The following is a 20,658-nucleotide window of genomic DNA, read 5'->3' as shown; positions in this document are numbered from 1 at the left end:
GAAATGCTCCATTGGGGTTTGTATCGCCACGCCAGGAAGCCGTTGTGACGACAGATTTCCAATGCGCCATACGCCCCGCATGCGGGCGGGTCAATTGCTTTCCCGCCGCGCGCGCACCGCCAAGACCGCGGTAAGGATTGCCAGCAACACCGCCAGCGGCCAATCGCCGGTGCGCGGATACAACGTGGGGGCCAGCTTTGGCGGCAGGGCCACGTCCAGGAACCCGTCCTCGTTCAGCGGCAGGCTGGCCACCACGCGCCCGCGCGCGTCAATCGCCGCCGACACGCCGGTATTGGCCGCGCGCAACATCGGCAGCCCCTGTTCGATGGCCCGCATCCGCGCCTGCGCCAGGTGCTGATAAGGGCCCGAAAAATTGCCGAACCAGGCGTCATTGGTGATCTGCAACAACAGATCGGGACGTTCCGGCGCGCCGTTCACATCCTGCGGAAACACCGCCTCATAGCAGATCAGCGGCAGCGCCCGGCCAACCGGCCCCAGATCCATCAGTCGCGGCCCCGGCCCGGCGGAAAACCCGTTGCCATCGCGGCTGGCCAGCCCGCTCAGCCCGAACCGGCCCAGCAGATCTCCCAGCGGAATATATTCGCCAAAGGGCACAAGATGGTGCTTGTCATAGATATCCGTCACCACGCCCTGCCCGTCCATCCGTATGGCCGAGTTATAGGCCCGCTCGCCGTCCAGCCGGTTGATGCCCAGGACCACCTGCGCGCCCGCCGCCGCCTCGGCGATGACGGCCAGTGTCGTGTCCGCCCGGTTCAGCAGGATCGGCACCGAGGTTTCCGGCCACACGATCAGGTCCGGGCGCTGCGCGCCCATCCCGGTGAACGCCACCGAACGCTCAAAGAACATCCGCATATAGGCCGGATCCCATTTCTGATCCTGCGGGGCGTTCGGCTGGATCAGCCGCACCACCTGCGCCTCCGGCCCGGCCAGCGGTGCCTCGGGCACCGGCAGGGCGGATATCGCGATCCCCGCCGCCAGCACCACGCCGCCCGGCCATCGCGCCCGGCCCTGTCCGCCCAGCGCCAGCGCCCCGGCCAGCGCCAGCGCAAACATAATCACATTCACCCCGTGCGGCCCGATCCACGCCGCTACCTGCCCGGTCAGCCCGTTGACAAACACATAAGACGGCATCGCCCAGGGGAACCCGCCAAACAGGTAGGCGCGCGTCAGCTCGCCCAGCGCCAGCAGCGGCACAACCGGCCAGGTCGCCCGCCCCATCCGCCGCACGCCCCAGAACGCCACCGCCCAGAACAGCGCCATGCCCAGCGCCATCAGAACCAGCGCAAACGGCGCCATCCAGCCATAGCGCGGCGCATCCACCAGAAACGGCTCGACGATCCAGTGCAGCGCAACCGCGAAATACCCGGCGCCCAGCGCCAGCCCGGCGCGAAAGCCGGCCCCCGGCGTGGCGCACCGCCCCAGGAACCAGATCCCGACCGCCAGCCCCAGCGGCGTCAGGAACCACAGATCGAAAGGCGGATGCCCCAGCCCCGCCAGCGCCCCGGCGGCCAGCGGAACAGCCAATGGACCGGCCATCCCACGCCAGCGCGAAGCCGCCGCCCGGCGCCCCGATACCGTTTCAGTCATTTCCATTGCTCCCCGACAAGATCACCCGCAACCGCTTGATCCGGCGCGGATCGGCGTCCACCACCTCGAATTCCACACCGTCCGGCAGTTCCACGACTTCGCCGCGCGCGGGCACATGGCCGCACAGCATGAACACCAGCCCGCCCAGTGTTTCCACTTCCTCGACATCGACCTCGTCGTAATGGGTCAGCGACCGGCCAATCGCGGCCTCGAATTCCTCAAGCGGAGTCTTGGCCAGCGCCAGATAAGTGCCGGGCTTTTCCTCGGTCCACAACTCGGCCTCGTCGGCGTCATGCTCGTCCGCGATCTCGCCGATCACCTGCTCGATCAGATCCTCGATCGTCACCAGCCCGTCCACCCCGCCATATTCGTCGATCACCAGCGCCATGTGGCGGCGCTCGGTCTGCATCCGCGTCAGCAACACGCCGATCGACATCGATGGCGGCACGAACAACAGCGGGCGAAGTTCTTTCTTGATGGCAAACGCGCCCCCGGATCCGTTGAATCCGTGGCTCAGCGCGAAATCCTTGAGGTGAACGAACCCGATAGGCGTATCCAGCGTGCCCTCGTACACCGGCAGCCGGGTCAGCCCGCTTTCGCGAAACAGCCGCACCAGTTCGTCCTTGGTGATCGTCGTCGGCACGGCCACGATATCGGCCTTGGGAATCGCCACATCCTCAACCCGCATCCGGCGCAGGTTGATCATGCCATGGGTCTGCGGTGCCGGCACGACCGGCGTCTCCGCCTGCCCCGGCACAGTGTCGCTCTCGGCGTTGGAAGAAGAAAAAAGGCGGTGAAAAAATCCGCCCTTGCGAGATATCCGGCCTTCCGGCTGCGCGCGCTGCGCCGCCTCAGAAGACCCGTCGGTACTGTCGCCCATTGGTCCTTTCCATCGGGGAACATGCCCCATTTCTACCTATATGGGTCCGCGATCCCCATCTTGCCAAGTATGTCCGTTTCAAGCGCCTCCATCAAAGTGGCATCTTTGTCACGAACGTGATCATAGCCCAGCAGGTGCAAAAGCCCGTGCACCAGAAGATGGGTCACGTGGCTGGCCACGGGCTTGCCCGCCGATTCGGCCTCCCGCAGGCAGGTCTCAAAGGCAATCGCGATATCGCCCAGCTCGCGGGGCATCTCCGGCACCCCCGGTTCGGGTGGCGTGGGTCTCTCTCCGTCGAGTGCGGCCCCGCGCGCGTCGCTGGGCCAGCTCAATACATTCGTCGGCTGGGGCTTGTCGCGAAAATCCCCGTTCAGCGCCGCGATCCGCGCGTCGTCACAGGCCAGAAGCGCAATCTCGAACCCCTCGGGGGACAGGCCGAAAGCGGCGCAGACACCGGCTTCGGCCTGTTGCGCCAGCGCCGCCAGATCCAGCGCCGCCCACCGTTCATCTTCCAACACGATATCCATGGTCATGCCCTTCTTTAGCGCGGGAAAATCCCCGGCGACAGGGCAAAACCCGTTGACAGCCCAGGAACTCGATTTTATTCCTACAAAAATACTCAGTTATTGAAGGAATCATCCAATGACCTCACCCAAAACCCTCCGTAACGTCACCCCCCGCCGATGGACCCTGGCCGGCACCGTGGCCGCAACCGCCCTGGCCGCGGCTCATCCCGTTGTTGTCGGCGCCGTCAGCGTCGCCAGCACCCTGCCCGGCAGCGCGGCCCATGCCAGCGAGGGCGGAGAGGCCGGTGAATCCGGCGAGGCCGGCGTCGAACTGTCCGAAGGCCCGTCCGCGTTCCTGACGCAGCTGGGCTATTTCGAAGGCACCTACCGCATCATTGCCCAGCTGTACCTGGACGGCGAAAGAGATCTCGCCCGCGCCCATATGGAAGAAAGCCATCACGCGTTCTACGAAGACATCGAAGCGGCGCTGGCCGGCTATGATGCCCCCGGCTTTCGGGCCGAGGATGCCGCCTTTGTCGCCGCCGTGCGCGACGGGGCCGAGGATGCCGAGCTGCGTGCCGCGTTCGAGGCATTGTTGACCGCGCTGGCCCGGAACGCCGCCGCCCCGGGGGCAAGCCTGCGGGACCGGCTCATGTCCATCAAGGACATGGTGGCGCTGGCAGCGGCGGATTACGCGGGAGGTGTTGCCGGGGACGGAGCGGTCGACATCGCCATCGAATACCGCGACAGCTGGGGCTTTTACAACGTTGCCCGCGCCCGCGCACAGGCGCTGGCCGATGCCGGGGAACAGGCCGGGCGCGACGTGCTGGAGCAGCTTGACGGGCTGGAGGCGCTTTATCCCGGCCTTGCCTCCGACACGGCTGCCACAGACGCCTCGCAACTGTCGGTGGCCACCGGCTGGATCGAGATCATCGCCCTGCGGCAGGGGGTGTGATGCCTATCGTCCTCAGTGACCTGCTGAGTCAGGCAGAGGTGGCGGTCCTGTCCGCCGCCGCTGCCGATCTGCCGTTCGAGGATGGCAGCCGCACCGCGGGCACCGTCGCGCGGACCGTCAAGGACAACGAACAGGCCGCCGACAGCGCCCGGACCCGCGCCGTGCTGGACAAGGTGCAAGCCACGCTCCTGGCTCATCCCGGTTTCCGGGCCGTGGCCTATCCGCGCGTCGCGGCCCGCCTGATCGTCAGCCGAACGGCGGGGGGCGGGCAATACGGCGATCATGTCGACAATGCGCTGATCGCGGGGGCGCGGGCCGATGTGTCGTTTACCCTTTTCCTGTCCGACCCGGGCAGCTATGCGGGTGGCGAACTGGTGATCGGCGACCGGATCGAGGATCGGCCCTTCAAGCTGCCGCAAGGCGAGGCGATCGTCTATCCGTCCACCACGCTGCACCGGGTCAACCCGGTCACGCGCGGCGAGCGGCTGGTGGTGATCGGCTGGTTCCAAAGCTGGGTGCGCGATCCGGCCCGGCGCGAGATCCTGTTCGATCTGTGGCGCGCGATCGATGCAACAGAAGATCCGGACCCGCGCCGGTTGTTGTCAAAGTCCCGTTCCAACCTGATCCGCATGTGGGCCGGTTGAGCGTAGTGGCGGGGGGCCAGCCCCCCGCCTTGAAAATCTTGTGGATTTTCAAGGCCCCCCCCGGGATATTTGGGGCCAAAAGAAGGCTCAGGCGCCCTTGGACCTGTCGGCCATGGCGCGTTGGGCATCCGCGTCATAGGCTTCGATGATCGCCGCCACCAGCGGATGGCGCACCACGTCCCTGGCGGTGAAATAGTTGAAGCTGATACCGCCGACCTTGCCCAAAAGCCGTTCGGCATCGCGCAGCCCCGAAGGCACGCCGCGTGGCAGGTCGATCTGGCTGCGATCACCGGTGATCACCATGCGGCTGCCTTCGCCCAGACGGGTCAGGAACATTTTCATCTGCATCGTGGTCGCGTTCTGCGCCTCGTCGAGCACCACGAAGGCATTGGCCAGCGTGCGCCCGCGCATGAAGGCCAGCGGCGCGATCTCGATGCGTTTTTCCTCGATCAGCTTGGCCAGTTGCTTGCCCGGCAGGAAATCGTTCAGCGCATCATAAAGCGGCTGCATGTAAGGATCGACCTTGTCCTTCATGTCGCCCGGCAGATAGCCCAGCTTTTCCCCGGCCTCGACGGCGGGGCGCGACAGGATGATGCGATCCACGTGGCCCTGGATGAACATCGACACGCCAACAGCCACGGCCAGATAGGTCTTGCCCGTGCCAGCCGGACCGATGCCAAAGGCCAGTTCATTGTTGAACAGCGACAGCACATAGGCTTTTTGCGCCTCGGTGCGCGGCTCGACCAGCTTCTTGCGCGTCTTGATCTCGACCGTCCCGCCGCGGAACATCTCCAGCTGATCGCCATCCCGCGCGCCGGTGCCGGTTTCCGAACCGCCCATGCGAATCTCGCGGTCGATATCTCCGCTTTCCACGGATTTTCCGGTTTCCAGCCGCGCGTACAGCGCCGCCAGCACGTCTTGCGCCTCGGCCCGCGCGGCCTCTTCGCCATGAATGGCCAACTGGTTGCCGCGGCGCAGTATCTGAACACCCACCTTCTGCTCTATATCGGCCAGATTACGATCATATTCACCGCAAAGGTCTATCAGCAAACGATTATCCGGGAATTCAACCAGCGTTTCTGTGGTCGCTTCGGATGCGGGCGGTGGGGTCATCGCGCCAATGGCCAAGCATATCTCCTGGGTTTAAGAGAGTCGTTGTACCCTGATCGTGCCAAGATGCGTTGCCACACGCAAGCACCGGCTTGGTGAATTTTCCATGACCGCGCAGAAACCGCACAAAAAAACCGCGCCGGTTGAGGCGCGGTCTCTTGTCCTGTGGGCCGGATCAGATCTGATCCTTGACCGGCGAGCCTTTCTTGAACGGCCCTGTCGCCACACCCGGAGGGGCTGCCCCCGAGCAGACCGGTTTGCCATACGGGTCCAGCCGCTGCGACAGGTAACCTTCGAACCCGTCATCGATGATCCAGTGGTCGCACCCGTTCGGATCGACCCAGATTCCGGCCTTCAGCGTGCTCAGATGCTTGCTGTCCCAGCCGCGGTCCACTGTCTTGTCGACCTTGTTGTCACATGCCGCCACCAAGACGCCCAGCGCCAGAAGGAGCGTACCCATTTTCAGTTTCATGTCGTCCCTCCTCAGCGCAAACAGATGATTTCGACGCGACGGTTCTGGGCCATGCCGGCCGCCGTCTTGTTCGTCGCACGCGGCATCCGCTCGCCATATCCGCGCACATCGGCGATCCGCGCGCCGGTCTGCTTGGCCACCTTGGCCACCGCGTTGGCGCGGTTATAGCTCAGGCGCATGTTGTATTCGTCGCTGGCGCGGCTGTCGGTATGCCCGGCAATGATAAATGCCGAGGCAGTGGAATTCTGAAAGAATTCCATCAGGCGCTTTTTGTTGGCCGAGTTGATATTGTACTTGTCGGTGGCAAAGAACTGATCCGAGTTCATTACCCCGCACACGTTGCCCCGTCGACAGACCGGAATGCCCTGCCGGTTGACATGCGGGGTCATGTACCCCTCGGCGCCGTCATCCATGACCCAATGTTCGCACCCGTCCGGGTCCACCCAGATCGTTGGCACGTATTCCTGCCCCAGAACGGTGCGCTTGTTCTGAGCAGAGGCCGGTTGCAGGGTTGCCACAATTGCCATGCAAACAGCGGCGATCCCTCCCAGTATGGCCCGGATCGTCTTTCTCGAATTGTCCGCCACAGCTTGATCCTCTCAATATCCCCCGAAAGCCGATCCCGTGAATCGTTTTCGAAATCAAGACCTTCACTAATTCGAACAGCTTAGCGGAATTGGCCCACTTGTGAAGGATTAATCCAGCCAACTATTCGTGACCGGGAAAAAAAATGGCAAAAACATGGCACAAATGGGGCAGGCCCCGCTTTCGGCATTCACCAATTTCTCGGATTGCCGGGCATTGTTTCCCCTGCGAGATCAATCGCGCAACAGCTGTCCGGCCAGGGAATTGGCGCCGCTCTCAACGATTCTGACCTGCGCGATTTCACCGATTTCCGCGTCACACTCCGCAACATGCACGGCGTGCAGATATTCAGACTTGCCCACCATCTGCCCGGCCAGGCGGCCGGGTTTCTCGAACAGCACGTTCACCTCGCGCCCGATCATGGAATCCTGGATCTCGCGCTGTTGCTTCGTGATCAGCGCCTGCAAACGATACAGCCGGTCCGACGCTTCGCCGTCTTCCACCATCGCACGTTCCGCAGCCGGCGTGCCGGGGCGCGGCGAATACTTGAAGCTGAATGCCTGCCCGTACTTCACCTCTTCGATCAGGTCCATCGTGTCCTGAAAATCCGCCTCGGTCTCTTCGGGAAACCCGACAATGAAGTCACCCGACAACAGGATATCGGGGCGCGCGGCGCGAATGCGCTCGACCAGCCGCAAATAGCTGTCGCGGTCGTGGCTGCGGTTCATGCGCTTCAGGATCTTGTTGCTGCCCGATTGCACCGGCAAATGCAGATAGGGCATCAGTTTCTCGCAGGTACCATGCGCCTCGATCAGGTCGTCCATCATGTCGTTGGGATGGCTGGTGGTGAACCGGATGCGCGCCAGCCCGTCCACCTTGTCCAGTTCCCGGATCAGCCCGGCCAACGTCATGTCGCCGTGCGGCCCGGCCCCGTGATAGGCATTCACGTTCTGCCCCAGCAATGTGATTTCGCGCACGCCGCGCTCTACCAGGTCGCGCGCCTCGGTCAGGATGCGGTCCACCGGGCGGCTCACCTCGGCCCCGCGCGTATAGGGCACCACGCAAAAGGCGCAAAACTTGTCACATCCCTCCTGCACGGTCAGGAATGCCGTCGGCCCGCGCTTGGCCTTGGGGCGGCTTTTCAGCTTTTCAAACTTGTCTTCTTCCGGGAAATCCGTGTCCAGCGCCTTTTGCCCGGCCTGTGTTCTGGCCTCCATCTCGGGCAGGCGGTGATAGGCCTGCGGCCCCACCACCAGATCCACCAGCGGCTGACGCCGCATGATCTCTTCGCCCTCGGCCTGCGCCACGCACCCCGCCACGCCGATCTTCAGATCCGGCTTCCCGGCCTTCAGCCCCTTGAACCGACCCAGTTCGGAATACACCTTTTCGGCCGCCTTTTCGCGGATATGGCAGGTGTTCAGCAGGATCATGTCCGCGTCGTCCGGCCTGTCGGTCGTCTCATAGCCCGCCCCGCCCATCGCCTCGGCCATGCGCTCGCTGTCATAGACATTCATCTGACAGCCATATGTCTTGATATACAGCTTTTTGGTATCGGCCATGGTTTCGGTCCCGTCGCGGTTTCAGGGCGCCTGCCTACATCAAAACAGGGGCGGCTTGCAATGCACCCCGAATTAGCCGAATCTGGCGGCAAAACAACGGCGAGGACGGGTATGCAGTATACATCCGTTTCCCACTTTCTGCGGGCGGGCAAAAGCCATCTGGCCAAGGGGCCGGTGGCGCTGATCTTTGTCGAGGATGATGTCGAGATTGACACCACCCTGCGGCATCATCTGGATCTCGGCTTCAAATCGGTCATCGCCTTTCTGCCCGATGCCTTCTCCATCGCGCCGGACCTGGCCGAGCGATGCCCGCGCGTCCACATGGATCATCCGCGTGGTCAGACCATGCTGGATGCCGTCACCGCCGTGGCCGGGGCCGCGCCGGGATTGTGGTTCTATTACTGTTTCAACGCAGAATACCTGTTCTATCCGTTCTGCGAGACCCGCACGATCGGCGAGATGCTGACCTTCCACACCGAGGAACGGCGCGACGCAATGCTGACCTATGTGATCGATCTCTATGCGCCGGATCTGGCGGCGGTGCCCAACGCGGTCTCTCTGGAAGATGCCCAGATGGACCGGACCGGCTATTACGCGCTGGCCCGCGCAGACGCGGACAATCACAACCATCCCAGGGAACGTCAGCTCGATTTTTTCGGTGGCCTGCGCTGGCGGTTCGAGGAACACATTCCCCAATCCCGCCGCAAGATAGACCGCATCTCGATCTTTCGCGCCAAGGCTGGACTGCGCCTGCGCACCGGCTTCACCTTCAGCGACGAAGAATACAACACCTATGCCTGCCCCTGGCACAACAACCTGACGGCGGCAGTCTGTTCCTTTCGCACCGCCAAGGCGCTCAAGGCCAATCCGGGCAGCACTTTCGAAGTCCACGATTTCAAATGGCACAATTCCGTGCCATTCGAATGGCACTCGCGCCAATTGCTCGATCTCGGGCTGATGGAACCGGGGCAATGGTTCTGAGATACCCGGCACACGGCGTCAGAAAACGCCCTGTGCCAAACGGATTGGACTCCGCTTGCGCCGCGCGCCTCACATCCTGACCAGCACCGCCCCCGTGCGCCCGCCCCGCTCCACCATCTCATGGGCCTGCGCCGCCGCCTGCATGTCAAAGACGTTCGGCGCGGGCAGAACCAGCGCCCCGTCCCTCAGCGCCGCGTGCAATCGGCCGATCGCCGCCGCGCGCTCGGGCGCGGGCAGGATGTAGATCAGCACGATATCCAGCGTCAGCGCCTTGAACAGCATCGGCCCGAACGGCAATGTCGGCGCCATGTCCCGGGCAGAGCCATAGATCGACACATGGCCACAAGGCGCCATCACCTCGCCCAGCAAACCGGCATTGGCGCCAAACTCCACCTCAACACCCAGATCCACGCCATGCCCGCCGGTTGCCGCCATGATCTTTTGCGCCAGATCCGGGTCATCATAGGCAAACACCGCGTCCGCCCCGGCATCACGCACCCGCGCGATATCGCGCGCGCCGCAGGTCGCCAACACCCGCGCCCCGCCCCATTTGGCCAGCTGCACCGCCAGAAACCCGACCGAGCCAGCCCCGCCCGACACCAGCACCGTCTTGCCGGCCACCTCGCCGGCCCCGAACACACAGTGACAAGCCGTCAGCCCGGGAATGCCCAGCACCGCGCCGGTTTCCAGCGATACCCCCTCGGGCAATGCCACCGCCTGCGCTTCGGGCAGACAGATCACCTCGGCACAGGTGCCGAAGGGCCGCTGCCACTGGCCGTTCCAGATCCACACACGTTCGCCCACGCGCCCCGGATCCACCCCCGCGCCCACCGCCGCGATCACGCCGGCCCCGTCGCTATGGGGCACGATCACCTCAAAGGGCGGCTTGGTCACGCCGGGCCTTGCCCCGCCGCGCGCCTTCACATCCGACGGGTTCACCCCGGAAAATGCCACCCGCACCGCCACTTCGCCGATACCGGGCACCGGTGTTTCCATCTCTTGGATGCGCAATACATCCCGCGCCGCGCCAAAGGCGCGCCAGGTCACAGCTTTCATGAAATCCTCCCGCTCACTCTCGCGGCCCATGCTGACACAAGCCACAGGCGCAGGCAATCAGCTCCGGCGCAGCCGGATCACCACGTCAATCTTGGAAATCTCCGCCCCCTCGGGCGCCTGCGGCAAGCGCGTGATCTGCAAATCCTGCGCCGGCGCATCGGTCAGCACCCGGTCGTCTTCCCAGAAGAAATGCGGATGGTCCCCGGTATTGGTGTCAAAATAGCTCTTGGATCCGTCCACCGTGATTTCCTGCATCAAACCGGCCTCGCAAAAGGCCCGCAGCGTGTTGTAGACCGTGGCCAGAGAAACGCTCTCGCCCGCTTCACGCACGGCGGCAAACAGGCTCTCGGCCGTCACGTGCCGGTCCTGACCATCCCCCACCAGAAGCGACGCCAGCGCCACGCGCTGCCGTGTCGGGCGAAGCCCCTTGCTGGCCAGCCACCGTGTTCCATTGTCGTTTACCTGGGTAGTCATGCGCGTCATATCGGTTCCCTGACTGATCATATAACCCGTCCGGAGCAGGTTTTTCAAATGAAAATGAGTTGCAACTTGACGGCTGCGACCACACTCGCCTTGCAGGACCGCTTGGCACGGTGCTAGAGGGGGCAGGACTGACCACTGACATGACAGGGAACCCAACCGCATGGCCGACTATCCCACCAGCTTCGACAAAGCGGACCTGCTGAAATGCGCCCGCGGCGAACTCTTTGGCCCCGGCAATGCCCAGCTGCCCGCCCCGCCGATGCTGATGATGGACCGGATCACCGAGGTGTCGGCCGATGGCGGCGCCCATGGCAAGGGCCACATCCTTGCGGAATTCGACATTACGCCCGACCTGTGGTTCTTTGACTGCCACTTCCCCGGCAACCCGATCATGCCCGGTTGCCTTGGCCTGGACGGCCTTTGGCAGCTGACCGGCTTCAATCTGGGCTGGCGTGGCTGGACCGGGCGCGGCTATGCGCTGGGCGTGGGCGAAGTCAAGCTCAAAGGCATGGTGCGCCCCGACCGCAAGATGCTGACCTACAAGATCGACTTCACCAAGGCGATCCAGACCCGCCGCCTGACCATGGGCGTCGCCGACGGCATCGTCGAAGCGGATGGCGAAGTGATCTACGAAGTCAAGAACATGCGCGTGGCGCTCAGCGAAAGCTGAGGCTGCCTGTACATCGCCTGACCGGTACGTGACCGGAAACAGGGGCCTTCTGGCGCCTGTTTCACGCGCCCGCCACACAGACTTGTCCCATCCGGTGCGCCGCGTCCGTGCGCAGAACCGTCCCGCGGCCCTGTCCGCGCAGGGCGGCGCCTATTCGACTTGCGCTGTCAGCTTGTAACCGACACCGTGAATGGTGCGAATTATGTCACTGCGCGCATCGGCGGCGGACAGCTTCTTGCGCAGGCGCGCAACATGGGCGTCGATCGCCCGATCCGTGATCGTGATGGCATTGCCATAAACCGCGTCAAGGATCTCTTCGCGGCGAAGTACATCCCCACCGGCCTCCGACAGGACCCGAAGCAGCGCGAATTCCGTACTTGTAAGATCCAGAACCTGCCCGTCGGACCGGCGCGACACCGATGCCTTCAGGGTATCCAGCTCGAAATCGTCAAAACACATCACGCGCTGCGAATTCCGCTCGGGCGTTTCGCCGGTCTCATGCTTCGCGGTCCGGCGCAACACGGTGCGCACCCGCGCCAGCAATTCGCGCGGCTCATAGGGTTTGGTGACATAGTCATCCGCCCCCAGTTCCAGCCCCACGATCCGATCATAAATGTCGTCGCGGGCAGTCAGCATGATGATCGGGATCCCGGTGGTCTTGCGCAAGGTCTTGGCCACTTCCAACCCATCCTCATCAGGCAGGATCAAGTCCAGGATCACCAGATCGAACGCGCCATTTTCAAGCGCGGCAAAGGTCTGCGCCGCGGTTCCAACCGTTGTCGCCTGATAGCCGTGCTTTGCGAAGAATCGCCCAAGAAACGACGTAAGCTGTTGATCGTCATCAACAATTAGAATGCTGTGTTGCATGATTAACCGGCCCCCTATGATGCGTTATAGATTCGCGACTTTCGCGGCGCAATTGAAGGGGCCGAGAATGACACCGCAAGTACCGGAACTTTCGATTCGCCGTTTTCTGGCCATTGCCTCCGCCGCCGCAACCCTTCTGCTGGTCACTGTCGCGCTGGGTCTGACCCTGGGTTTTCAAACCCGCGCACAGTTTGAAGAGGTCGAGGCCAGCTGGTCGCAATATGCCAATGTCTCCGAGAAAAAAGGCATCTGGATCAGCACGATTCGCGGACATCTCGGGTATGGCGGGATCATTCACAATTTCAAGAATTTCGTGTTGCGCCAGGACCCGGCCTATCTGAAGGCGACCCGCGCCCAGGTCGCCCGGTTCAACGCGGTCATGTCGGATTTTCTCGCCTCCGACCTGCTGCCGGGCGAGGCCGACGCCCTTGACAGGATCGCACGGACGATTGCCGCCTACGAAGCAAAGATTCCGATTGCGGCCCGCGCGGCCCGGGAGGGCTGGGCGCCGGCCCGGACCGACGCGCTGGTTCGGGTGGACGACAGCGGCGCGATCAGGGCGCTGGCAGAGCTGGAAAGCATCTGGCACGATCATCAAAGCCGCAGCTCGGCGCGGATCGAGGCCGCGGTCCGGCAGGGCCGGCAACTCATCTGGATCGGGTTTCTGTCGCTGTTCGCGCTGGTTCTCGCAGCCTCTGTCATCGGAACATTGCTGGTGATTCTGGTGCGCAATCTGCGCGGCGCGGTGGCCCGTCTCGAGGCCGAACTCGTGGAAAGACGGCGCCTTGAACGCGCGCAAAGCCGTCTGGCCGCCGCGGTCGAACAAAGCCCGGCCACGATCGTGATGACGGATACCGACGCCCGCATCCAGTATGTGAACCGGAAATTCCAGGACATGACCGGCTGGACGCTGCCGGAAATCATCGGCAGAACGCCGGCGTTCCTGCAATCGGGCGATGCCGCGCCCGGCCTCTATTCGGAGCTTCGCAAAACACTGTCAAGGGGTGAAACCTGGCATGGCGTGTTCCGCAACCGATGTCGGGACGGCTCCAGCTACTGGGCCGAAACCACCATTCTTCCCCTGGTGAACCCGGCGGGCGAAATCACCAACTATATCGGCTTCGGAGAAGACATCACCGAAAAGCGGCAGGTACGCGAACAGATCGTCCGGGCCCAGAAACTGGAGGCCGTGGGGCAGCTGGCCGGGGGTGTCGCCCATGATTTCAACAATATCCTGACCACGATCGTCGGCGCTGCGCATCTTGCCGCGCTGGATGCCGAACCCGACAGCGATCTTGGAAAAGAGATCGGACAAATCGCGATTGCGGCGCGGCGCGCGCAAAGCCTGGTCCAGGAGCTGCTGACATTCGCGCGCCGCGAACCGGGCAGGCTCCAGCCGGTGATCCTGTCGCAAATCGTTGATGAGGTCGTCAATCTGCTGCGCGCATCCATACCGCCGACGGTGGCGCTGGAAGTGGCCACGGCGTCGGGGAATACCGCCGTGCTGGGCGATCCGACCCATCTGCACCAGGTGGTGATGAACCTGTGCCGAAACGCCGCCGAGGCCCTGGGGGGCGACGAAGGCACAATCCGGGTAAACCTGGACCATCACGACCGGCTGGACAATTGCGAATTGCGCGCCGATGGCTGGGTACGTCTAAGCGTTTCGGACGATGGGCCGGGAATGTCGGCCCAGACCAGGGCGCATCTCTTTGAACCCTTCTTTACCACCAAACCTCTGGGCAAGGGATCGGGGCTGGGATTGTCCGTCGTGTTCGGGCTTGTCGACGAAATGCACGGGCACATCTCCGTCGAAAGCACCCCGGGCCAGGGCAGTTGCTTCACGGTCGATATTCCGGCCACCAGCCTGTCGGCGCAATCGGTGGCCATGGCCGCCGCGGCGCCGCAGGGCGGGCACGAGGTGATCATGGTCATTGATGACGAGGCCGAGATCGCCGGAACATTCCGGCGGGTGTTGCTTCGGCTTGGATACCGGGTCGAGGCGTTCACATCTCCGCTGGTGGCGCTGGAGCGGTTCCGCGCCAAGCCGCAACGCTACGATCTGGTCATCTCGGACATGGTGATGCCCGGCATGAGCGGCGAAGACCTTGTCGCGCACATTCGCCAGATGCGCCCGACACTGCCGGTGATTTTTTGCAGCGCCTACTATCCCGACTCCGCCAATGAAGACGATACCGGCCCGATTCTGATGCGCAAACCCGTCGATCCGGTCCAGCTGGCCCACCGGATTCGCAACCTGCTCGATGCCTGACCAGGGTGCGCGGACGTTGAACGCACCGCAACATTTCGTCACAAAAAATCACATTTCATAACCCTGCCCGCAACAACACCGCCGCACCGGGACGCTAGGCTCATGTCGAAGACCGACGTGTATTCTCGGGTGCGGACGCCGCGTGCAGGATTGCCCCCGAACACGACTCCAACGTGCCAGGGGGGCATCGTGGCCAGACAGGACAGCAATGATTTTGCCGGCGCGAACGTGATCGCGTTCTGCGCAAACCCTTCAGATCCGGCGGCGGCGGACACCCCGGAATGGCTGCCCGAGGCCGCCGGCAAGATCGCCGCGGCCCTGTCTTCGGTCCGGGCGCCGGACCACAGGCCGGCATCCCCCCGCCACGCTCATATTCAGAATTCGCCGCAAAACCGTGTCGGCGCACATAACCCGGCCCGAACGGTCGTGAAAGGAGATAGCGCATGATCATGAGAACCCTGGCACTAACGGCGCTGTTAATGGGAAGCAGCGCCCTGGCCCAAGAGGCCGTAACACCGGAGCCACCGCTTGATGTCAATCCGGCACGCGCCGAACTGGGCAAGCGGTTGTTCTACGACACCCGCCTGTCCGGCGACGCCTCGCTGGCCTGTGCAAGCTGCCACCAACCCGGCAAGGCCTTTACCGATGGCCAGGCATTGAGCGACGCCTATACCGGCGCCGCCCATTTCCGCAATACGCCAACGCTGGCCAATACCGGCTATCGCGACGCCTGGCTGCACGATGGCCGGCTGGGCACCAACCTGAACGACGTGACCCGCGAGATGATCACCGAGACCTACCTGATGAACATGGACATGCGCATCATGCAGGACCGGCTGAAGCAGGATCCGGTATATGTCGAGATGTTCGCGGCAGCCGGTCTGGGAGAGCCATCCAATGGCGGCGCGCGCAATGCGCTGCAAGCCTTCCAGCAGACCATTCAATCGCGCAATGCCCCGATCGATACCGGCACGCTTTCGGCCGCCGCCCAGCGCGGCCAGGTCATTTTCGAAGGCAAGGCCAACTGCGCGTCGTGCCATTCCGGCTCCCGGTTCACCGATGACCAGCCCTACAATACCGGTGTGGCCAACAACCCGGACATCTGGTCCGATCCTCAACGGCATTCGGCCTTCGTGACCTATGCCAAGTTCATGGGCGTCGAGGATTACATGAACCTGCGCGAGGATCTGGGCGCCTACATTCGCACCCACCAACAGGACAAGCGCCGCACGTTCCTGACGCCGACATTGCGCGAGCTGACCTATACCGCGCCCTATATGCACAACGGCATCATGGCAACGCTGGAAGAGGTGGTCGATTTCTACGACGCCGGCGGCGGGGCGGACCCGCTCAAGGACAGCCGGTTGAAGCCCCTGGGGCTTGTGCCCAGCGAAAAGGCGGATCTGGTGGCGTTCCTCGAAAGCCTCTCGGGCGAGAGTTTCGACACCGACGCCTATGTCTGGCGCGAAGACGACTACGATTACCAACTGATCGAAAACTGGCGCGACGTGCCGAATTGATGGAGGGCGGAATTATGAAACGCACAACACTCATTGCCGCCGGAGTCGCCCTCGGGCTGGCCTCGACTGTCACTGCACAGGATCGCCCGGAAAACCTGGCGCCCCTCGGCCCGCCGCCCATCCCGGCGGACAACCCGATGACCCCGGAAAAGATCGCGCTGGGCGAAAAGCTGTTCTTTGATCCGATCCTGTCGGGCAATTACGGCATCTCCTGCGCGTCCTGCCACCTGCCCGAAGCGGGCTGGGCCGTGCAGGACAAGATCAGCTTCGGCTATCCGGGAACGACCCACTGGCGCAACAGCCAGACCATCATCAACTCGGCCTATTACGGCAAGCTGTTCTGGGCGGGCGCGTCCAAGTCGCTCGAAGGTCAGGCCCGGTCCGCCGCGCGCGGCGGCGTCGCGGGGAATGGCGAGGACGACATGATGGAGGCGCGTCTGGCCTTCGTCCCGGAATACCGTGCCGCGTTCAAGCAAGTGTTCGGCGACGACTGGCCGCTGGTGCGCAATGCCTACATGGCCATCGCAGCTTACGAGCGCACCTTGGTCCAGACCGACACGCCGTTCGACGAGTACATGCGAGGCGATGACGACGCGCTGAGCGCGCAGCAGAAACGCGGGCTGGATCTGTTTACCGGCAAGGCCAGCTGCGCCACCTGCCACAACGGCGCGCTGCTGACCAACGAGGCCTACTACAATATCGGCGTGCCACCTTTCGACGGCTGGGAAACCGATCCGGTTGCCCAGATCACCTTCCGCTTCGAACTGCTGGCCAAGGGATCGACCGAAAAGATGTACCGCTCCACCAAGGACGATCCGGGGCTGTATTTCCGCACCAAGCAGACCGCCGACAAGGGAAAGTTCCGCGTCCCCAGCCTGCGCTATACGAAATACACCTACCCCTACATGCATAACGGGATGCTGGAAACGCTGCGCGACGTGGTGGTGTTCTACAACGAAGGTGGCGGCACCAACGAGTTTGCGGACACCAAGAGCGATCTCATCCAGCCCCTGGGGCTGAACGACGGTGAAATCGACGATCTCGTGGCCTTCCTCGAAAGCCTGAGCGGCGACGAGATCCTGCCGCAACAGCCCGAGATCCCCGAAATGCAACCCCTGCCCGTGGCGCAGAACTGAAAAGGAGAGCCCAAATGACCAAGCTCGATCCCAAGATTGTTGCCGCCATCAACGGCGAAAACGGCGAGGCCGCCGAGGCAGGCACACGCAAATGCCTTATGAACAGGCGGCAGTTTCTCCTGACCGGCGGCATCGCCACAACGGTTGTCATGGTTGGCATCCCCGGAATGCCCCAGGCCCAGACTCCGGCGGTGATCTCGACCTATCCGCGCAAGTTCATTGCCAGGCTCAGCGACCTCAAGGTCGATGAACCCTTCGATTTCGAATACCCCGACGAAGGACAATATGCCGAATCCATTCTTGTGAAACTGGGCAAACTGGCCGGAGGCGGCCTTGGGCCGGACAAGGACGTGGTTGCCTTCAATTACACCTGCACCCACCAGGGCGGGCCGTTGCAGGGCACCTACCAGGCTGCCGACAAGGCGCTGGGACCGTGCCCGCTGCACCTGACCACATTCGATCTGACGCGCCACGGCATCTTCATCTCGGGCCAGGCGTATCAATCGCTGCCCCAGGTGCTGCTCGAACTCGACGGCGACGACATCTACGCCGTCGGCATGTTCGGCCTGATCTACGGCCGCTTTGACAATCTTCAGGGCTGAGGAGGAACCCCCATGTCCACACCATATTACGTGCCCGAACAGTCCATCCCCCTGCCGCCGCCAGATGCCGAGGTGATCCCGACAGCCTGTGACTATTGCGTTGTCGCCTGCGGCTACAAGGTCTACCGCTGGCCGGTCGCGGGCAACCGCAATGGCGGTCCCGCCGCCGACCAGAACGCCTTTGGCGAAGATTTCCCGGTCGCGCCGCTTGGCGCCTGGGTGGCGCCGAACCAGCACAACATCGTGCTGCATAACGGCGAACCGCATCATGTGGTGATCATCCCCGACAAGGACGCCGAATTCGTCAATTATTCCGGCAACTCGTCGATCCGCGGCGGCGCTCTGGCGCAAAAGGTCTACAACCCGCAAACCCCGACCCGCGACCGGCTGAAAAGCCCGATGGTGCGCATGTTCGGCGTGCTGATGCCCGTGACCTGGGATTTCGCGCTGGATATCGCGGCAGAGGTCGGCAACCACGTGCTGGAAAAGCACGGGACCAATGCCTATGGCGTCAGGACATTCTCTTATGGCTTCATGGAGAACACCTACGCGATCACGAAATATGCGCTGCGCAATGTCCGCACCGCGAATTTCACCTTCCACGACACGCCATCGGATGTCACCTCGACACCGGGCTTCCGCGATGCCGGGTTCGACAATTTCGGCCCCAGCTACGAAGACTGGGCCGCCGCCGATACCTTGCTGATCTGCGGCACCGATCCCTACGAAACCAAGACCATCCTGTTTACCGACTACATCATGCCCGCGATCCAGGGCGGGCAGAAGGCGATCTTCATGGTGCCGCGCCGCACCGCCGGTGTGGCATTCGCGGAAAAGAACGGCGGCCTGTTGCTGGACATCCAGCCCGGCACGGACCTGCCCGTTGTCCTGGCGATCGCCCGTGTTATCGTCGAAAACGGCTGGCAGGACGACGAATGGATCAAGAACTGGGTCAACAACAAATGGGAAAGCTCCTCGGGCTTCGGCCAGGGCACCCGGAACACGCCCTGGCAATGGCGCACGACCTGGGGCAAGTTTCAGACCAGCGGCTTTGACGACTGGAAGGAATGGCTGCTGGCCCAGGACTATGCCGAGCCGGAAAAAGCCGCCGAGATCGCCCAGATCGACGTGCAGAAGATCTATACCGCCGCCGAATGGATGGCCAAGCCCAGGTCCGACGGCACCCGGCCCAAGACCTCGATCATGATTGAAAAGGGGTTCTACTGGTCCAACAACACCGGCAACACCCAGGCGATTTCGGCGCTTGGCATTGTCGTCGGGGCCGGCGGGCGCCCCGGCCAGATGATCGGTCGCGCCGGCGGCCACCAGCGCGGCGGGCTGCGGGGCGGCGGGTATCCCCGCAACAAGTCACCCGAAAAACTTCCCGGCCGCCGTCGCCGCGCCATGGATACCGACCGGTACCTGATGAGCGGCCACACAAGGCTGGCGCATGTGATCGGAACAACCTGGGTCCAGGCCATGTGCGGCTCGCAAAGCCTGCAAGCCAAGTTCGACGAGCTGACCACGCGCAATCCGCATCAGGTGCAGAGCTTTGAAAAACAGGACATCATCGACACGCTGAAGCGGCGCGCCGACAGCGGCGGCATGGTGGTGTGGAACCAGGATATCTATCTGGTCGATCCGATTGGCGCGCGCTATGCCGACATCGTGTTTCCGGCCTCGGGCTGGGGCGAAGACACGTTCACCCGCGCCAATGGCGAACGGCGCCTGCGCCTGTACCCCAAGTTCTACGACGCGCCGGGCGAATCCAAGTCGGACTGGTGGATCATCGCCCAGCTGGCCAGGAAAATGGGCTTTGAAGGTTTCGACTGGCAAACCTCCAATGACGTGCTGGAAGAAGGGGCGCGCTATTCGCGCGGGTCTCGCAAGGACTTCAACATGGTCAATGTCGTTGCCAAGCGCGAGGGCAAGACCCTGCATGAAAAGATGGGCGAATTCGGCACTAACGGTATCCAGGGGCCTGTCCTGATGCTGGAAGACGGCTCGCTCGAAGGCACCAAGCGCCTGCATGATGTCAATCGCGTGCTGCCCGAAGAAGGCCCGGTGGGCAAGAACGTCTTCAACAAGAAACTGACCCATTTCAACAGCCAGACCGGCAAATGCAACATCCAGAAGGCGCCCTGGGATCTGTTCGCGGGCTACTGGGAGTGGCTCAAGCCGCGTGAAGACGAGATCTGGATCACGTCCGGCCGGATCAACGAGCGTTGGCAATCGGGATATGATGACCGCCGCCGCCCGTATATCGTACAGCGCTGGCCCGAGAACTGGATCGAGATCCACCCGGACATCGCCGCCGCCCGTGGCATCGAAAGCGGCGATTACGTCCAGGTCTATTCCGATCGCATCCCGGTGCAGAAAGACACCATCGTCGGTGTCGAAGGCGATGATTTCGAATTCACATCGCTGATGAAGAACGGCCATATCGAACTGACCAAGGCCTCGATCACCGCCGTCGCCATCGTCACGCCCGCGGTAAAGCAAAACGTGGGGTACATGGACTTCCTGCATACCGCTCAGCCGGCAAACGCCCTGTCCGGTCGCGTGGTCGACTGGATCAGCGGCAACTACAACTACAAGATGGGTGTCGGCAAGGTGCGCAAGATGGGTGAAAGCCCCTATAAATCGCAGTTCCGCTCGATGTCCTTTGCCCGCCGCGATATCGCGTAACGGCCTGACAACGCCGCCCGGCGCAGATCCACGTGCCGGGCGGCTCCTTTTGCTCAAGAGAGGG

At 63.1% G+C, this 20,658-nt stretch carries 20 protein-coding genes and 1 riboswitch; of the genes, 10 read left to right on the top strand and 10 right to left on the bottom strand.

Annotated elements, in window-relative coordinates; all coding sequences use genetic code 11:
• Window positions 1-4: 4 nt before the first annotated feature.
• Window positions 5-54, bottom strand: a riboswitch (SAM-SAH riboswitch).
• A 36-nt stretch (window positions 55-90) separates the two neighbouring features.
• The 3 genes from lnt to ybeY are packed head-to-tail and all read right to left on the bottom strand — an operon-like array spanning window position 91 to window position 3,021.
• Complete coding sequence (gene lnt, locus I3253_RS01190) at window positions 91-1,608, bottom strand: apolipoprotein N-acyltransferase (RefSeq protein ID WP_197915792.1); 1,518 nt, start codon at window positions 1,606-1,608, stop codon at window positions 91-93.
• Complete coding sequence (locus tag I3253_RS01185; protein WP_197915791.1) at window positions 1,601-2,488, bottom strand: hemolysin family protein; 888 nt, start codon at window positions 2,486-2,488, stop codon at window positions 1,601-1,603. The genes lnt and I3253_RS01185 overlap by 8 nt, the downstream gene beginning before the upstream one ends.
• Window positions 2,489-2,520: 32 nt before the next feature.
• Entirely contained in the window at window positions 2,521-3,021 is a 501-nt protein-coding gene (gene ybeY, locus I3253_RS01180) for an rRNA maturation RNase YbeY (protein WP_197915790.1), read from the bottom strand.
• 109 nt (window positions 3,022-3,130) lie between these two features.
• Here ybeY and I3253_RS01175 point away from each other — a divergent pair, with 109 nt between their 5' ends.
• Together I3253_RS01175 and I3253_RS01170 are read left to right on the top strand one after the other, a co-directional pair.
• A complete protein-coding gene (locus I3253_RS01175; RefSeq protein ID WP_197915789.1) occupies window positions 3,131-3,949 on the top strand; it encodes a hypothetical protein in 819 nt (272 codons plus the stop codon).
• Entirely contained in the window at window positions 3,949-4,593 is a 645-nt protein-coding gene (locus I3253_RS01170; RefSeq protein WP_197915788.1) for a Fe2+-dependent dioxygenase, read from the top strand. The genes I3253_RS01175 and I3253_RS01170 overlap by 1 nt, the downstream gene beginning before the upstream one ends.
• A gap of 87 nt (window positions 4,594-4,680) precedes the next feature.
• On the opposite strand, the gene I3253_RS01165 is transcribed toward I3253_RS01170, so the two are convergent.
• From I3253_RS01165 to miaB, 4 genes are all read right to left on the bottom strand, one after another.
• Window positions 4,681-5,721, bottom strand: a complete 1,041-nt coding sequence (locus I3253_RS01165; RefSeq protein ID WP_197915787.1) for a PhoH family protein — start codon at window positions 5,719-5,721, stop codon at window positions 4,681-4,683.
• 157 nt (window positions 5,722-5,878) lie between these two features.
• A complete protein-coding gene (locus tag I3253_RS01160; RefSeq protein ID WP_197915786.1) occupies window positions 5,879-6,175 on the bottom strand; it encodes a hypothetical protein in 297 nt (98 codons plus the stop codon).
• 11 nt (window positions 6,176-6,186) lie between these two features.
• Window positions 6,187-6,702, bottom strand: coding sequence for an OmpA family protein (locus I3253_RS01155; RefSeq protein ID WP_197915785.1), 516 nt, complete (start codon window positions 6,700-6,702; stop codon window positions 6,187-6,189).
• 291 nt (window positions 6,703-6,993) lie between these two features.
• Window positions 6,994-8,319 (bottom strand): tRNA (N6-isopentenyl adenosine(37)-C2)-methylthiotransferase MiaB, encoded by a 1,326-nt coding sequence (miaB, locus tag I3253_RS01150; protein WP_197915784.1) that lies wholly within the window; start codon window positions 8,317-8,319, stop codon window positions 6,994-6,996.
• 111 nt (window positions 8,320-8,430) lie between these two features.
• On the opposite strand from miaB, the gene I3253_RS01145 reads away from it, so the two are divergent.
• Entirely contained in the window at window positions 8,431-9,300 is an 870-nt protein-coding gene (locus I3253_RS01145) for a hypothetical protein (RefSeq protein ID WP_197915783.1), read from the top strand.
• 69 nt (window positions 9,301-9,369) lie between these two features.
• Here the strand turns inward: I3253_RS01145 and I3253_RS01140 are convergent, their stop codons facing one another.
• Window positions 9,370-10,356, bottom strand: coding sequence for an NADPH:quinone reductase (locus I3253_RS01140; RefSeq protein ID WP_197915782.1), 987 nt, complete (start codon window positions 10,354-10,356; stop codon window positions 9,370-9,372).
• Between the two features lie 57 nt (window positions 10,357-10,413).
• Entirely contained in the window at window positions 10,414-10,830 is a 417-nt protein-coding gene (gene irrA, locus I3253_RS01135; RefSeq protein WP_197916155.1) for an iron response transcriptional regulator IrrA, read from the bottom strand.
• A gap of 169 nt (window positions 10,831-10,999) precedes the next feature.
• Between irrA and fabA the strand changes: the two genes are divergently transcribed.
• A complete protein-coding gene (gene fabA / locus I3253_RS01130) occupies window positions 11,000-11,509 on the top strand; it encodes a bifunctional 3-hydroxydecanoyl-ACP dehydratase/trans-2-decenoyl-ACP isomerase (protein WP_197915781.1) in 510 nt (169 codons plus the stop codon).
• 150 nt (window positions 11,510-11,659) lie between these two features.
• Here fabA and I3253_RS01125 read toward each other — a convergent pair whose 3' ends face one another.
• Entirely contained in the window at window positions 11,660-12,376 is a 717-nt protein-coding gene (locus I3253_RS01125; protein WP_197915780.1) for a response regulator transcription factor, read from the bottom strand.
• 67 nt (window positions 12,377-12,443) lie between these two features.
• Between I3253_RS01125 and I3253_RS01120 the strand changes: the two genes are divergently transcribed.
• From I3253_RS01120 to I3253_RS01095, 6 genes are all read left to right on the top strand, one after another.
• The gene (locus I3253_RS01120) at window positions 12,444-14,648 is read left to right on the top strand and encodes a hybrid sensor histidine kinase/response regulator (protein ID WP_197915779.1); all 2,205 of its coding nucleotides are present in this window, start codon (window positions 12,444-12,446) and stop codon (window positions 14,646-14,648) included.
• Window positions 14,649-14,750: 102 nt separating this feature from the next.
• On the top strand, window positions 14,751-15,095 hold the full coding sequence (locus I3253_RS01115) for a hypothetical protein (protein ID WP_197915778.1): 345 nt from the start codon (window positions 14,751-14,753) through the stop codon (window positions 15,093-15,095).
• A complete protein-coding gene (locus tag I3253_RS01110) occupies window positions 15,092-16,168 on the top strand; it encodes a cytochrome-c peroxidase (RefSeq protein WP_232236855.1) in 1,077 nt (358 codons plus the stop codon). Before I3253_RS01115 ends, I3253_RS01110 begins: the two co-directional genes overlap by 4 nt.
• A 14-nt stretch (window positions 16,169-16,182) precedes the next feature.
• Window positions 16,183-17,304: a cytochrome-c peroxidase gene (locus I3253_RS01105; RefSeq protein ID WP_197915777.1), complete on the top strand. Its 1,122-nt coding sequence runs from the start codon at window positions 16,183-16,185 to the stop codon at window positions 17,302-17,304.
• A 14-nt stretch (window positions 17,305-17,318) separates the two neighbouring features.
• Entirely contained in the window at window positions 17,319-17,906 is a 588-nt protein-coding gene (locus I3253_RS01100) for an arsenate reductase (azurin) small subunit (RefSeq protein ID WP_197915776.1), read from the top strand.
• Window positions 17,907-17,918: 12 nt separating this feature from the next.
• The gene (locus I3253_RS01095) at window positions 17,919-20,594 is read left to right on the top strand and encodes an arsenate reductase (azurin) large subunit (RefSeq protein ID WP_197915775.1); all 2,676 of its coding nucleotides are present in this window, start codon (window positions 17,919-17,921) and stop codon (window positions 20,592-20,594) included.
• Window positions 20,595-20,658 lie beyond the last annotated feature (64 nt).

It is taken from the genome of Thiosulfatihalobacter marinus (assembly GCF_016019955.1).
In the GTDB taxonomy this organism is placed as follows: Bacteria; Pseudomonadota; Alphaproteobacteria; order Rhodobacterales; family Rhodobacteraceae; genus Shimia; species Shimia marinus_A.
This window is presented reverse-complemented; position numbering and strand designations above follow the sequence as displayed.